The organism is Streptomyces sp. NPDC030840, assembly GCF_055572015.1.
Genome location: NZ_JBVIEE010000002.1, coordinates 339,680 through 353,326 on the forward strand (window position 1 = coordinate 339,680; position 13,647 = coordinate 353,326).

The 13,647-nt window shown below is 70.2% G+C and carries 15 protein-coding genes and 1 pseudogene; 9 read left to right on the top strand and 7 right to left on the bottom strand.

The features are described from left to right. Window positions 1-219 precede the first annotated feature (219 nt). The 5 genes from ACZ49J_RS05460 to ACZ49J_RS05480 all read left to right on the top strand — a co-directional run bounded on the left by ACZ49J_RS05460 (window position 220) and on the right by ACZ49J_RS05480 (window position 3,918). A complete protein-coding gene (locus tag ACZ49J_RS05460; protein ID WP_467448511.1) occupies window positions 220-1,230 on the top strand; it encodes an AvrD family protein in 1,011 nt (336 codons plus the stop codon). 312 nt (window positions 1,231-1,542) lie between these two features. Beyond that, a complete protein-coding gene (locus tag ACZ49J_RS05465; RefSeq protein WP_467448509.1) occupies window positions 1,543-1,995 on the top strand; it encodes a hypothetical protein in 453 nt (150 codons plus the stop codon). Continuing rightward, window positions 1,992-2,276: a hypothetical protein gene (locus ACZ49J_RS05470; protein WP_467448507.1), complete on the top strand. Its 285-nt coding sequence runs from the start codon at window positions 1,992-1,994 to the stop codon at window positions 2,274-2,276. Before ACZ49J_RS05465 ends, ACZ49J_RS05470 begins: the two co-directional genes overlap by 4 nt. Continuing rightward, on the top strand, window positions 2,276-2,980 hold the full coding sequence (gene fabG, locus ACZ49J_RS05475; protein WP_467448506.1) for a 3-oxoacyl-ACP reductase FabG: 705 nt from the start codon (window positions 2,276-2,278) through the stop codon (window positions 2,978-2,980). The genes ACZ49J_RS05470 and fabG overlap by 1 nt, the downstream gene beginning before the upstream one ends. Window positions 2,981-3,093: 113 nt before the next feature. After that, window positions 3,094-3,918 carry an ATP/GTP-binding protein gene (locus tag ACZ49J_RS05480; RefSeq protein WP_467448504.1) on the top strand — a complete coding sequence of 275 codons (825 nt, stop codon included), beginning with the start codon at window positions 3,094-3,096 and terminating at the stop codon, window positions 3,916-3,918. 92 nt (window positions 3,919-4,010) lie between these two features. On the opposite strand, the gene ACZ49J_RS05485 is transcribed toward ACZ49J_RS05480, so the two are convergent. Further along, a complete protein-coding gene (locus ACZ49J_RS05485; RefSeq protein WP_467448503.1) occupies window positions 4,011-4,838 on the bottom strand; it encodes an SAM-dependent methyltransferase in 828 nt (275 codons plus the stop codon). A 239-nt stretch (window positions 4,839-5,077) separates the two neighbouring features. Here ACZ49J_RS05485 and ACZ49J_RS05490 point away from each other — a divergent pair. Continuing rightward, window positions 5,078-5,237: pseudogene (locus tag ACZ49J_RS05490) on the top strand (ATP-binding cassette domain-containing protein); the annotation flags it as partial. Between the two features lie 179 nt (window positions 5,238-5,416). After that, complete coding sequence (locus tag ACZ49J_RS05495; protein ID WP_467448502.1) at window positions 5,417-6,211, top strand: SAM-dependent methyltransferase; 795 nt, start codon at window positions 5,417-5,419, stop codon at window positions 6,209-6,211. Between the two features lie 20 nt (window positions 6,212-6,231). On the opposite strand, the gene ACZ49J_RS05500 is transcribed toward ACZ49J_RS05495, so the two are convergent. Beyond that, on the bottom strand, window positions 6,232-6,924 hold the full coding sequence (locus tag ACZ49J_RS05500; RefSeq protein ID WP_467448500.1) for a UdgX family uracil-DNA binding protein: 693 nt from the start codon (window positions 6,922-6,924) through the stop codon (window positions 6,232-6,234). A gap of 135 nt (window positions 6,925-7,059) precedes the next feature. On the opposite strand from ACZ49J_RS05500, the gene ACZ49J_RS05505 reads away from it, so the two are divergent. Beyond that, complete coding sequence (locus ACZ49J_RS05505) at window positions 7,060-7,404, top strand: ANTAR domain-containing protein (RefSeq protein WP_467448498.1); 345 nt, start codon at window positions 7,060-7,062, stop codon at window positions 7,402-7,404. Window positions 7,405-7,619: 215 nt separating this feature from the next. On the opposite strand, the gene ACZ49J_RS05510 is transcribed toward ACZ49J_RS05505, so the two are convergent. After that, complete coding sequence (locus ACZ49J_RS05510) at window positions 7,620-8,414, bottom strand: RNA polymerase sigma factor SigF (protein WP_467448496.1); 795 nt, start codon at window positions 8,412-8,414, stop codon at window positions 7,620-7,622. A 266-nt stretch (window positions 8,415-8,680) separates the two neighbouring features. Here ACZ49J_RS05510 and ACZ49J_RS05515 point away from each other — a divergent pair, with 266 nt between their 5' ends. Next, the gene (locus ACZ49J_RS05515; RefSeq protein WP_467448495.1) at window positions 8,681-9,517 is read left to right on the top strand and encodes an EamA family transporter; all 837 of its coding nucleotides are present in this window, start codon (window positions 8,681-8,683) and stop codon (window positions 9,515-9,517) included. Between the two features lie 24 nt (window positions 9,518-9,541). Here ACZ49J_RS05515 and ACZ49J_RS05520 read toward each other — a convergent pair whose 3' ends face one another. From ACZ49J_RS05520 to ACZ49J_RS05535, 4 genes are all read right to left on the bottom strand, one after another. Next, window positions 9,542-9,901 carry a cupin domain-containing protein gene (locus ACZ49J_RS05520; protein WP_467448491.1) on the bottom strand — a complete coding sequence of 120 codons (360 nt, stop codon included), beginning with the start codon at window positions 9,899-9,901 and terminating at the stop codon, window positions 9,542-9,544. A 112-nt stretch (window positions 9,902-10,013) separates the two neighbouring features. After that, on the bottom strand, window positions 10,014-11,054 hold the full coding sequence (locus tag ACZ49J_RS05525) for a ComEC/Rec2 family competence protein (protein ID WP_467448489.1): 1,041 nt from the start codon (window positions 11,052-11,054) through the stop codon (window positions 10,014-10,016). Between the two features lie 32 nt (window positions 11,055-11,086). Beyond that, window positions 11,087-12,361: a hypothetical protein gene (locus tag ACZ49J_RS05530; RefSeq protein WP_467448487.1), complete on the bottom strand. Its 1,275-nt coding sequence runs from the start codon at window positions 12,359-12,361 to the stop codon at window positions 11,087-11,089. Further along, entirely contained in the window at window positions 12,358-13,527 is a 1,170-nt protein-coding gene (locus ACZ49J_RS05535) for a caspase family protein (RefSeq protein ID WP_467448486.1), read from the bottom strand. Before ACZ49J_RS05535 ends, ACZ49J_RS05530 begins: the two co-directional genes overlap by 4 nt. Window positions 13,528-13,647: the final 120 nt, after the last annotated feature.

Here is a 13,647-nt window from a genome sequence, read left to right on the forward strand (position 1 = left end):
GGAATCCGCGTACGCGCGCATCCGACTTGCGCGAAACTTGAGGATCCGTTTACGAGTGCGTCTTTCGATGATATTGTGGAAGACGTCACACACGTCCTTGATCTCTTTACTTGCGCCATCCCCGCCGTGTTAACCTTCCCCTGTCCAGGGTCGCTCATATTGGAGCGACTCCGGTACGCGGACAAGATCCGCGACACGGGGGAAAGGTAAACGGGGGTAATGAACAGCAAGAATTTATTCTACGGATCTCTGGAAAGCTGCCTCGGTCCCGGAAGCGCGCGCTTTTTCGGGAGCGGGTACAAGCGGGTCGTCCAGGAACTGAGGGACATCACCACCGACGGCTCGGCCGAGCCGGGCGCGCTCATCACCGCACGGGGCACCCTGACGTATCCGCAGGACTGGTCCCGCAAGTCCGGCTCCGGCGAACTGCGGCCCCATCTGAGCAGCATCGACGCACTGGTCATGGCCGCGACCCTGGCCGAAGTGCATGTCAGCCGTGCTTTCGGACTGACAGCCACGGAGCAGCGCCGCACCTGGCTCCGGCACGCGGACGTACGCGCCGGGAGCAGTCCGCACGAGGACCTCGCGGACTTTCCCGTGCTGGGCCGGCTCCTCGGAGGTGACGGCCCGGCTTCGGAGGAGCCCACGCTGACCAGCACCTTCGACTGCCGTATCGGGAGGCTGCGGGTGCGCTGCTCGCTCGCCCACCCGCGTGGTGCGGGGTCTGCGGGCCCCACCACCTACGCCGACGCCTCGGAGGTCCTCGGGCCCGCGCGGGCCCGGCACTACGGCGAGGGCTACAAGAACCGCGACCAGCACGCGGACCAGGTCCAGGTCGACCTGGACCGGCAGCGTGTCCTGGGACGGCATCGCGTCGTGGCCACGCAGACGCCCCCGGAGGCACTCGGGGCGGAAGCGGCGTACGCACCTTCGGTTTCGCTGGTCGACGCACTCGTGGGGGTGGCTCAACTCGCCCAGGTCCTGCTCTACGCACAGGACGGGCTCTCCCGGGGAAGCAGCAACACGCTCTGGATGAGGCGCTTCGTCATCAGTGCGCGGACGCCGGTACGGCCTCTCGGCCGCAGCTTCGCATCGACCGTCCGCACGGCCGGCAGCCGGCTCGTCAGCATGGGCGGAGAGACCTGGCGCACCGCGGACCTCGCCGTCGACAGCTTCTCGGGGATCGGCGGTCAGTGCTCTCTCGCACACCGGCTGCCCACTGCCGCCTAGCCGCGCCGCGTTCACCCGGGCGAGCGGACCCTCTTCATCGCAGTGAACGGTGGATTCCACCCCGTTCGCTGCCGCACCCGACCACGAGAAATGGATGAGACGCGGGCGCATAGCCGGGTGTCGCGCCGCCGCGGTAATTGCAAGAAATCAACGGGGGAATCAGTCATGCGTTTTTCACCGACGTTGCGCTTCGGAGAAGTGCTCGTCGTACTCGAAGGACCGGCTCGTATGCTGTGGAAGGAGCCCGTGCCAAGCCCTGGTGCGAGCCGCTGGACACCCACGGGAATTTGGCCGGACGAACGACAACTGGCGATGGTGCGCGAGCACCTGGAAAGCGAGCGGCCGCTGCTCGTCCTGCTGGACGAGGCGCGCAGCCCCGTACCGATGCTGCGGGAGGAATGGCAGGCCGCACCCTGCCGACTGCTCAAGGATCTGACGGGCACCTCCTCCGAGGACCTCGTGGACGACGAGATCCTCGAACTGCAACTGCCGTTCCTCGACTGGCTGCCGCCCACGCACCGTGACCGCGCCGCCCGCTTCCTCGCGGACAGCGACGCGGCGCTGTCCCGCACGCCCGTGGCGCTCCTTCCGGCGCTGATGACCGAGGAGACGCACGCCGAGCTGCCGCCGAGTCCACGTTTCGCCCGGCGGCTCCTGCCGACCGCGCTGACAGCCGACCGGCTCATGGCAGCCGTCGAGCACTTGTTCGCCGACGGTCCGCAGAAGTGCGCGGCCGGAAGCCACCTGGGCGAGGTGGGCAAGTGACGCGCACACGTCACAGGGAGCGTCCCGGCACGGGCACGCGGTCCGTGACCGGGGCCGGCCCGCGTTCGGGTACCGACGGGCCTCGCGAGCGCGGCGACGGCCGGCGCGGCGATGTGGACGGCGGCCTGTTCGCCGGCCTGTGCCAGATGCCCAGCCATGAGGAGATCCGCTCGTTGATCGCCGTGACCGCGACCGCCAACCTGGCGCTCGCCAACCGGCGGACCGTGGGTCAGCGCCGCGCACATCGCGGTGCCGGTCCCGCCGACCGAAGGAGCCACTGATGGGACGTTCAGTCATGGTCACCGGCGGCAATCGCGGCATCGGGCTCGCCGTCGCCCGTACGCTGGCCGCCGACGGCGACCGCGTCGCCGTGACGCACCGTGACACCGAACCGCCCGAGGGGCTGTTCGCCGTACGCGCCGAGATGACGGACGCGGAGAGCATCGACACCGCCTTCGCGAAGGTGGAGGCTGAGCACGGGCCGGTCGAGGTACTCGTCGTCAACGCGGGCATCACCCGCGACACGCTGTTCCTGCGCATGGAGGAGCGGGATTTCACGGACGTCATCGACGTCAACCTGCACGGGGCCTTCCGCACCGTGCGGCGCGCCGTACGCGGAATGGTGCGCGCCCGCTGGGGCCGGATCGTCCTGATGTCCTCGATGACCTACGCGTACGGGGCTCCGGGGCAGGTCAACTACGGCGCCGCCAAGGCCGGAATGCTCGGCATGGCCCGCTCCCTCGCCTGGGAGCTCGGTCCCCGCAACATCACGGTCAACGTCGTCGCGCCGGGCCTGATCGACACGGACATGAGCCGCGAGATCACCGACCGCCGACGCGAGCACCTGCTGAGCATCACGCCCCTGGGCCGATCCGGGGAGGTGGAGGACGTCGCCGCGGCAGTGCGCTATCTGACCGGTGCCTCGGGCCGCTTCGTGACCGGCGCGGTCCTGCCGGTGAGCGGCGGCCTCGGCCTGGGCGGATGACCCGGGGACGCCGCGCGGCCCGCGGGCGGCGCCGGTTCCACGACCTGCGGCATCCGCATCATCCGACATCCCGGCTCCGGCCGGACACACCCACGACGAGAAGAGAGCACACCATGGGGAACCCAAGCACCCCGAGCAGTCCGGCCGGCTCGCCGCCCGCTGCGCCCGCCGGGAAGCGCGGTCTGCACCTCGCCATCTCCGGCACGTACTCCAGTGGCAAGAGCACGACGACCGAGGCCCTGTCGATAGCGACGGGCATCCCGCGCACGCACGCCATGACCTCCCGCGAGATCCTGATGGAACTCATCCCGGGCAAACAGGTCCAGGAACTCACCGCGTCGGAGCTGACCATGCTCGGACTCCGACGGCTCGAGGAGCGCATCCACCACGAGGCGGGTGAGGGGCCGTTCATCTCGGACGGCTCGGTGATCCACGAGTGGATCTACGGTGAGGCCCGGATGCGGGTCGGCATCAACCCCGGGGCCAACTTCCTCCTCAAGACGGTGAAGAACATCGCCGGGCTCCCGGTGAAGCGGTTCTACCGCGACTACATGAACGCGTACGGCGCGGTTGCCAAGTCCCGGGCCAAGCGGATCTACGACGCGTACGTGCACCTCCCGGTGGAGTTCGCGATGAAACCCGACGGCCACCGGCCGGTCTCGGAGAGGTTCCGGAAGCTGTCCGACGACCTGCTGATCGAGACTCTCGAAGAACTGCAGATTCCGTACCACGTCGTGGGCGGCAGCGTCCGGGAACGCGTGGAGCGGATAGTCGAGATATTCGACCTGCCCTTGGTGATGCCGGTCGACGAGGCCATCGACCAGGCCCACGTCCGCGTGCGGCAGGCGATCGAGGTCCTGGAACAGGACGACCGGTTCCACGAGGCACAGCGCACCAAGTCCCTGCGCCGAAGGTTCTCGTACGCGATGCGCTTCTGACCGCGTGCGGGTGAGGTATCGCCCCGGGCCCGCCGTCCGCGTGACCGCACCACTGGTTCGCGGACGGCGGAGCCGGAAGCCCGCCGGATGTACTAGGGCTTGTTCGCCACGCCGCAAAAGTGCGTCACGTCCGTGATCCGGCCCCGGTCCAACGGGTCCGGACGCCAGCGCGAGCAGGTGACGACCCCGGGTTCGACCAGGTCGGCTCCCTCGAACAACCGCAGCAGTTCTGCCCTCGTGCGCAGGGTCATCGGCGCCGACCCCTGACTGTTCCAGTAGCGGACGGCCTCCGTCATCGCCTCGCCGTCCACCTCGGTGGTGGGATGGGAGATCACGAGGTGGCTGCCGGACGGCACGGCGTCCAGGAGCCGGCGTACGACGGCACGGGCCTCGTCCGTGTCGGTGATGAAGTTGACGACGCCCAGCATCATGAGGGCGACCGGCCTGCTGAGGTCCAGGGTCTGGGCGGCGCGTTCCAGGATGGCGTCCGGGTCGTGTGCGTCGGCCTCGATGTACGCCGTCGCGCCCTCCGGTGTGCTGGTGAGCAGGGCGTTGGCATGCGCGAGGACGACCGGATCGTTGTCCACGTACACGATCCGCGCGTCCCGCGCGACCCGCTGGGCGACCTCGTGGGTGTTGTCGACGGTGGGCAGTCCCGAGCCGATGTCGAGGAACTGCCGGACACCCGCCTCACCCGCGAGGTACCGCACGGCGCGGGCCAGGAACCTGCGGTCGGCCACGGCCGACCGGGGCAGGGCGGGTACGAGACTGAGGATCTGGTCGCCGACTTCCTGGTCGACGGGGTAGTTGTCCTTGCCGCCCAGCCAGTAGTTCCAGACGCGGGCCGAGTGTGAGACGTCGGTGCGGAGCCCGGAGTTCTCCACTGCGCCTTCCTCATGGGCCGACAAGTGATCCGACATGCCGCCGGCCTCCTCGGGGTCGTCGCGATCAGTACGTCCCCAACGTAGACGGCCGGAGGGCTCCCGCCCCTGCCGCGTACCCGTGCACCCCGGCTGGGGTGTCGCTGAGTACACCCGCCGATACGGACTCTGCGCCCCATGTGCCCCGACCCCACCCTCCGTAGGGTCGTCGGCGAGGCACGAGGCGTGCGGGACGGGGAGGCATGAGTTGGTTCGGCGCAGCGGGCGGGCACGGCCGAATCCTGACGGCGGCCGATCCCGGTGACCGGCTCGGACACCGGCCCGACCGGTTGTCCGGAGGGCAGCGGCAGCGGGTGGCGATCGCCCGGGCGCCGGTCACCCGAACCGCGGGTGACCTTCGCAGACGAGCCGGCCGGCACGGACGCCCGCGGTGGACGCGGTGGCTGTGGTCGCGTGCGCGCGTCCCGTACGGCAGGGCGCGGTCGCCTCCGGTGGCCGCCCACCGCGTGGGGCGTGACGACGCCGTCACACCGTCAAGATCATCAAATTCCTCGCCGGCCAACCACCCGTGTGATTAGGCTGGTTGGTGTTCGCAGAGACCGACCCCGGGAGCACCCGTGCGACAAGACCGCCCGTTGATCAACAGCAACGTGCCGCACTCGGCCCGGATCTGGAACTACTGGCTCGGCGGCAAGGACTGCTACGAGATCGACCGCCAGGTCGGCGACGAGATCCGCAAGGTGAACCCGGAGATCGTCGACATCGCCCGCGCCCAGCGGGCGTTCCTGCGCCGCACCGTCACGCACCTGACCACAGAGGCCGGCATACGCCAGTTCCTCGACGTCGGCACGGGCCTGCCGACGCTGGACAACACCCACGAGGTGGCCCAGCGGATCGCGCCGGACGCGCGGATCGTGTACGTGGACCACGACCCTGTCGTGCTCGCGCATGCCACGGCCCTGCTCAACAGCACCCCCGAGGGCGCCACCGCCTACGTGGACGCCGATCTGCGCTGCCCTGACGTCATCCTGCGGAGCGCGGCCGACACCCTGGACTTCGACCGGCCGATCGCGCTGATGATGCTGGGGATCGCCGCCCACGTCCCGGACGACAGCGCGTACGGAATCGTCGGACGGCTCGTGGACGCGCTGCCGTCCGGCAGCCACCTCGTGTTCTGCGACAGCACGGAGGTGTACCGGCCCCAGGCCATGCGCGCGATGATCGAGCGCTGGAACGAGGCGAGCGACAACCCGCGCACCAATCGCACCCCGGACCAGCTGGCCCGTTTCTTCGAGGGTCTCGATCTGCTGGAGCCCGGCCTGCTCTCCGTCGCCCAGTGGCGCCCGGAACAGGCCGACGCCCACCTGCCGACCGAGGTGGACAGCTTCGGAGGGGTCGCCCGCAAGCCGTAGGACTGTTCGCCTGCGGCCGGTCAGGCCGTCGGTTCGCTCTCCGCGAGGGCCTTCGCGGCGACGCCGAGGTCGGAGACCAGCCCCGCGTACGCGGCCTCCCGGTCCTCGTCGGAGGCCCGCAGGATCGCCGACGGATGGAGGGTCGCCACGACGTACGCGCCCTCCTCCTCCCCGGGCATCCGGAGCAGGGCGCCACGGTCCTTGGTGACCCGGAACGAGCTGCCCATCAGGGCCTTGCCCGCGGTCGCCCCGAGCGCCACCACGACGTCGGGACGCAGCAGGTGCAGTTCGGCCTGCAGCCAGGGACGGCAGGCGGAGACCTCGCGCAGGTCCGGCGCCTTGTGGATACGGCGTTTTCCGCCCGGTGCCACGGTGAACTTGAAGTGCTTGACCGCGTTGGTCACGTACGCCTCGTCGCGGTCGATACCGGCGTCCTCCAGCGCCCTGCCGAGGAGCCGCCCGGCCGGTCCGACGAAGGGTTCGCCCCGCTTGTCCTCCTGGTCCCCTGGCTGCTCACCGACCAGGACGATGCGGGCGGACTCGGAGCCCGTGCCGAAGACGGTCTGGGTGGCGTTCTCGTGCAGGGGGCAGCCCTGGCAGCGGGCGGCGGCGCGCCGGTGCGCGGCGAGGCCACCGCTGCGGGGCAGATAGGGGCCGGCGTCGTAGGCCTGGCTGTCCCCCGTCTGTTCCCTCGCGGTCTTCGAAGGGCACATGCGACGTCACCTCCAGCCGCCCGAGTACCCCCCTCGGGCGCGGCGAAAGCGTCGGGAAGGCCCCCCGAGATGCGGACAGACGCTCGGCGCAGTGCCATGGAGACAAGACACGGCTCGCGTCACGCGGGAGGGACGATGCCCTCACAGATCCATCCGGAAGGCAACGGACTCCCGGAGACGGCGACCGACGCCACCGAGCGGATCTTCGAGCTCGAGGAAGAGGTCCATCAGCTCAAGGAGGCCGTCACCTCGCACGCCGTGGTGGACCAGGCGATCGGGATGATGGTCGCCTGGGGCCGGGTCACGCCCGACCAGGGCTGGTCGGTGCTGCGGGAGGTCTCGCAGCACACGAACATCAAGCTGCGCAACATAGCCGAGATGATCATCATCTGGGGCCGCAGCGGGGAACTTCCGCCGGACATCCGGGCCGAGCTGGAGGACACCCTCGACCGCTACGGGCCGACCCAGCTCCCGGAGTAGCCAACAGCGCCCTAGGTGGGGGGCAGACGGACGCGTGGGGGTCGCTCGGGCGACCCCCACGCGTTTCATCCGCTTCATCCTGGTTAGTTCGAAGCGTTGAGGCATCCTTCTGACGAGCCCGTCCCGGGAGGGTTCGACAGTGAGCTCGCCATCCGGCCGCCCGGTCGAGGTTTCCCGGCCGGGCGGATGGATTGAGCACCATGCCTTCTCACGGGTCAGACGGACTCGGTGAGCATCTCGTCGCGCAACCGCGCACAGCAGCCGCTGATCAGCCGGGAGACGTGCATCTGGGAGATACCGAGTTGCTGCGCGATGCAGCTCTGGGTCATGCCACGGAAGAACCGCAGGTAGAGGATGGTGCGCTCGCGTTCGGGGAGCGCGCGCAGGCACGGCTTGACGGACTCGCGGTCGACGACGAGGTCGAAGCCGAGGTCGGGTCCGCCGAGGGCGTCCCCGAGCGAGAAGCCGTCGTCGCTGCCCTGGAGCTCGGCATCCAGCGACAGGGTGCTGAAGCAATCCAGGGCTTCCATGCCGACGAGCACGTCCTCCTCGCTGAGGTGGGTGTACTCGGCGATCTCGGCGACGGTCGGGCTGTGCCCGGAGACCTCCTGCGAGAGCTCCTTCGCCGCCGAGCGGACCCGGTTGCGCAGATCCTGGACACGGCGCGGTACGTGCAGGACCCACATGTGGTCCCGGAAGTGCCGCTTGATCTCGCCGGTGATGGTGGGGACGGCGTAGCTCTCGAAGGCGTTTCCCCGCACCGGGTCGTACCGGTCGACGGCCTTGACGAGGCCGAGCGCGGCTACCTGGCAGAGGTCTTCGAGGGACTCGCCGCGTCCCCGGAACCGTACGGCGATCCGCTCGGCCATGGGCAGCCATGCCTGGACGATCTCGTCGCGCAACGCCTGGCGCTCGGGTCCGTCCTCGAGCGCACGGAGCCTGTCGAACGCGTCGGCCGTGTCGGGGGCGTCGTCGTGTGGGTGCTGCTTCGTTCTGACGGTGATGCGCATGTGTGTCGCATCTCCCTCCACGAGTGAACGGGCAGTCACCATGGGAGGGCGCGCGAACCGCACGGGAGACACCCGGGGCCTGGCGCACCAGCTCCCACGGACGTGCCTCCTGTCCGAAGCACTAAACGGTCAATTCCCTCTTTCGCGACGAACAAAACAATCCGGACTATTTGATCGCTGAACGGTCGCTTCACGGTGGGTTCGCGGCCGAGGGCCGGCGGACGAAGCGGTGGGTTCTGCAGCGCGGCCCGGGGAACCCACCCCGGATGGGTGCTTACCTCGCGCTGGCCTCGGCGCTCGTGTACGGCGTCGTCGACTACGCGGGCGGGGTGCTGTCCCGCCGGGTCCACTTCGCGGTGGTGAGCTTCCTGGGGCAGCTCGGCGGGCTGATCCTGGCGGTCGGGGTCGCGCTGCTGGTTCCCGCGGCGCAGGTGCGGTCCGCGGATCTGCTGTGGGGCGCGGTGTCGGGGGTGGGCAGCGGCGCCGCGATGCACTTCCTCAACCGTGGGCTGAGCCGCGGGAGCATGAGCGTCGTGGTCCCCGTGAGCGCCGTGACCGGGGTGGCGCTGTCCGTGGTGTGCGGTGTCGTCTTCCTCGGGGACCGGCCCACCCTCATGGCGTGGCTGGGCATCTGCGTCACGGTGCCGGCCCTGTGGCTGGTGTCCGGCGGTACCGGCGCCCGCGCCGAGGGCACGGCGCGAGCGTCGGTGGACGGGCTCCTCGCCAGCCTGGGGGTGGCCGTGCAGTACATCGGTCTGGCCCAGGCGGGCGCGGCGAGCGGGGTGTGGCCCGTGGCGGCGGGACGGCTGGCCGCCGTGCTCCTGCTGTTACCGAACGCCCGCAGGTGCGCGGCCCGGTTCCGGCAGCCGCCGGAGGCGTGGGGCAAGGCTCTCGCGACCGGTGCGGGCGCCGCCCTCGGGCTCATCCTGTACCTGTGGGCGGCCCAGCGGCAGATGCTCGCTCTCGCCGTCGTCCTGGCCTCCCTGTACCCGGCGGTCCCCACCCTCCTCGGCGTGACCCTGCTGGACGAGCGCGTGTCGCGCGGCCAGGCGGTCGGCCTGGTGAGCGCGGCGGCGGCGATCGTCCTGCTGACACTCGGATGACCGCGGGCGTGCGGGACTCGCCGGCTATTCCTTCTTGGCGTAGTCCTTCGCCATGCCGCCCGCGAAGTCGTACACCACGCACTGTTCGTCACCCACGACCCAGGCGTCGTGCCCGGGCGTGACGACGAACGCCTCACCGGCTTCGAGCTCGGCCTCCTCACCGTCGTCCATGCGGACGCGCAGGCGCCCCTGGACGACGTACCCGTTGTGGTGGAACTGGCAGCTCTCGGTGCCCTGGATCGGGCCCACCGACTCCGTCCAGCGCCATCCGGGCTCGAAGGTGGCCACAGCGAAGTCCAGTCCGGTCAGGTGGACCGCCTCCAAGTGGCCACGCGGGTAATCGCGCCGCTCGTCGGGCTTGCCAACCATCTTTGCCTCAATCATGACGGCTCCTCCGTCCCAGCCGTTCCGGTCCTGTCTCCATCGTCCGCCTGTCAAACCGGCGGTGCCATCCGGGGGACCGCGTGGCGGCCCGCCGGCCGTACGATGCCGGACCTCACAGGTCCAGGCTGACGAACCCGTCGTCCTCGTCCGGCCCCGGTGCCGTCACCGTGTAGCCGAAGCGGTCCTTGAGGGCCTCGACGTCCCACATCGCGGCACGGTCGCGGTAGTTGAAGACGAGCTCCTTCTCGGTGCCGCCGTGCTTGAGGATGCGGGCCATGGCGATGTCGTCGGGGTGGGCGTGCCGGGCACCGCTCGTGGAGATGAGATAGCGGTCGCAGTCCAGCAGCCCGAGCAGTTCGTTGGAGAGGTTGTGGCCGCTGCCGTGGTGGGCGACCTTGAGGGCGTCCACGTGGAGGCGACCGCCCTCGGCCTCGGCCCGGGGCCGCAGCGACGCCACGAGCCGGCGGTCGTCCGCGTCGCCGGTGAGGACGAGACGCCGGCCCTCGTACTCGAAGAGCAGGCCGATGCTCGTGAGGTTCGTCCTCGACGTGTCCGGCTTGAACGGCGACGCGGCGAGTTCGTCGACGTCCACCCCGCCGAACTGCTCGAAGCCGGCCACGGGCGGGAGTTCGTCGGGGTCACGGCCGGGGATGAGGCCGTGCCGGGCACACTCCTTGACCCAGGCGGGGGCCAGTCGCTCCAGCTGCCCCCGGTCCGGCGAGAGCACCTCCAGTGTGGATCCGTCGTCGAACCAGCCGAGCGGTCGTCCGACCTCGACGCCGCGCCCACCGAACGCGTCGTTCCACGGCACCCGCCCCGCCAGGAGGGCGGTGGTGAGCTTCTCGCCGTCCCGGGCGCCGAACCCCTCGGTGTCCAGCAGGTGGTCGAAGCCGTTGAACCACACGTCCCCGAACTCCACCGGCCGGTCGGGGTCGTCCATCAGCGCGAGCACGCCCAGGATGTGGTCCTGGTCGACATGGGTGACGACGAGGACGTCGACGAGCCCGTCCAGAGAGGCGAGCGTCGGCTTGACGCGCGGGTACGTGCCCGTGCGGCCGCCGTCGACAAGGATCCGGCGCACAGAGGTGTCGTCGCCGTACTCCAGGAGCAGGCAGTCGCCGTCCTCGCCGGGCATCATCGTGAACCTGATCATCGCCGCCTCACCGCGTCACAACCTCCGCCTGATCACTGCTGTCTCCCCCGGAGGGCCACGATCACGAACGGTTCCCGCGTGTCGACGTGGTACGACAGTCTGCGGGCGTCGTTGAAGCGGTGCGCGCACTCCAGGTCGTAGGGGAACTCGGCGAGCCCGTGGATGAGCCGGCTCAGGCCAAGGGTGAACAACGGGACACCCCGGTCGTAGGCCTCCACGAGCGCGTCCCGCGCCTCCCACCGCTCCGTCTCCGTGTGCGCCCGGCGCAGGTGCCGCATCGCCCACAGCAACGATCCGTCGGGGAGCCAGTCGAACCCGGCGCGGAGCCGGTCGAGCCACGGGTCCCAGCGCTGCGGCTCCTCCGTCAGCTCGCTGCCGACCAGGACGTACGCGCCGGCCACGGCCGCGAGGGTGTTCTCCATCTCGCCGTACAGCATCGACTCCGCGTCCCGGACGAGGGTCGCTGCCGCGTCGAAGGCGCCGCGGGCCATGTACCCGAGGGCGGGTCCGACACGGCGGTCGCGCACCGTCACGGAGACGGCGCTGCCGGTGGGGCTCTGCCGCTCGTTGACGAGGACCTCGACCTGAGCGGAGCCCCACGGCACCGGGAGGGTGACGAGGTACTCGACGCCGGCCAGGGAGACGACGAGGAACTGGCGGCGCCCCGTGGGCAGGCCGAAGGTGGGCTCGCCGCGCTCGTCGACAGGGCCGTGCGGGCCGAAGCGGTAGAGCCGTGCGGCCGGGTCGCCCAGCTGGAGGCTGGGGATGCCGTGGGGCGAGGACCGCGCGATGTCCAGTGCGGCGGGCTGCCGGACGCGCCGGTCCGACAGAGCGAGCATCTGGGCGAAGTGCCAGGCGGTGGCCTTCGGGTCGCCGACCCACACCGCCCGGCCGGGCGAGGCGAGGCCGCTCACCCCGGAGCGCGAACCGAGGGAGCGGGGCACCGGGACGACCTTGTCGTCGTGGTACGCGTCGTAGGGCTCGATGTTGCCCATGAGGTACTGCCAGGAGTGCGACTCGTAGGGTGAGCGGCCGGTGCGGAGCGTCACGGAGGTCTCCGCGCCCTCGCGTGCCTCGACGTCCTTGGAGAGCACGACGCCGGAGGGCAGCGTCGCCGAGACGACGTAGTGGCCGGCGTCGACCTCGTACCGGACCGGCGGTGCCGAGGTCCCGCACGGGAAGAGGACGTTGCGGTGGGCGGCCCGGCCTCCGTCGGACGGGTAGATGCTGCCGACGACCGTCGCCCCGTCGGAGACGTCGGGTTCGTGGAGGTTCAGCGCCACGGTCACGCTGAGGGCGGCACTCATCGCTTCCCCAGGTGCACACGCCGGAACACCGGCCGTACGGTGACGGTCTTGGTCAGCACCTGGTCACCGAGCCGTGCCTCGAAGTCGTAGTTCCCGCTGCGCAGTTCGATGATCCACTCGCTCTCCGGGTCCGTGTCGTCCACGTCGTCCAGCGCCCGGCGCAGCCGCTCGCACCCGCCCTCGCGGCAGACGAACTCGGCCTCGGCGTTGCACTGCGCGGGATCGCAGCCCACGTACACCGGGACGACCGGCGGACCGGGCAGCTGGTGGAGGACGAACACGGGGAGTTCGCCGACCGAGGGGACCTGGACGCCCGCGACCGCGCCGGCGAAGCGCGGCTGGTGCATGAAGTGGTCGATCGCCTCCAGTAGATGGGAGGTGTTGACCCGCCAGTCGCCCTCGGGGTCGTCGCTCGCCGCGCCGGCGAGGCTCCTCAGCAGGGCCTCCGTGAACAGGCTCACCTGCCCGGGGCGCGCGTGCGAGCGGTCCCCGGCCAGCGTGGCGTAGTACGGGATGTGGAACCGCCGCGGCAGGTCCAGTGGGCGCGTGCCCGCCCCGAGCGGCAGCTGTCCGGCGAACCGCGTGCCCGAACTCTCGATGAGCACATCGGAGTTGGAGCGGCAGGCGTCCACGAAGAACACCTGCTGGGTGGCCTTGCAGCGTTTGAGCCCGTTCATCAGGCCCGCGAAGTCGAGAGCCCCGTTGAGCGGGTTGTGCTCGTCCTCGAAGATGTCGGCGGCCAGGAGCGACATGTCCTCTCCCTGCGAGATTCCGTGTCCGCAGAAGTAGAAGACGAGACGGTTGTCGATGTGACTGTTCCCGCGGTCGTACCACTGCCGGACCGCCTCCAGGATGTTGCCGATCGTGGCGACGTCGACGTCGTGGGGTGACCGGGTCCGGGGGTTCACGTACGGGGCCGGCTGGTCCTCGCTGAGCAGCAGGGCGACGCTGCCGAGCGGCTTGAGCGGGTCGTGGTAGTCCGCGAGAAGCCAGTCGGCGAAGGCCCGTGCGGAGACGGGGGGCGAGCTGAGCTGCCGCATTCCGTCGGGGTCCGCGACGGGCGCCTCGCCCCCGGCCAGCCGTGGGTACTTGCCGACGCCGATGACCAGCGCGTGGGTGCACGGAGAGGTGGTCTCGCCATCGAGATGGATCACGGAACCGGCCATGGTTCCTCCGGTGGTTCCTCTGCGACACCACGTTTCTCCTACTATATTCCTTGGGAGGGGATATGCCCTGATAAGGCGTTGAGAAGCACACATCATCGAGCCCGATTCCCACCTGAGGTG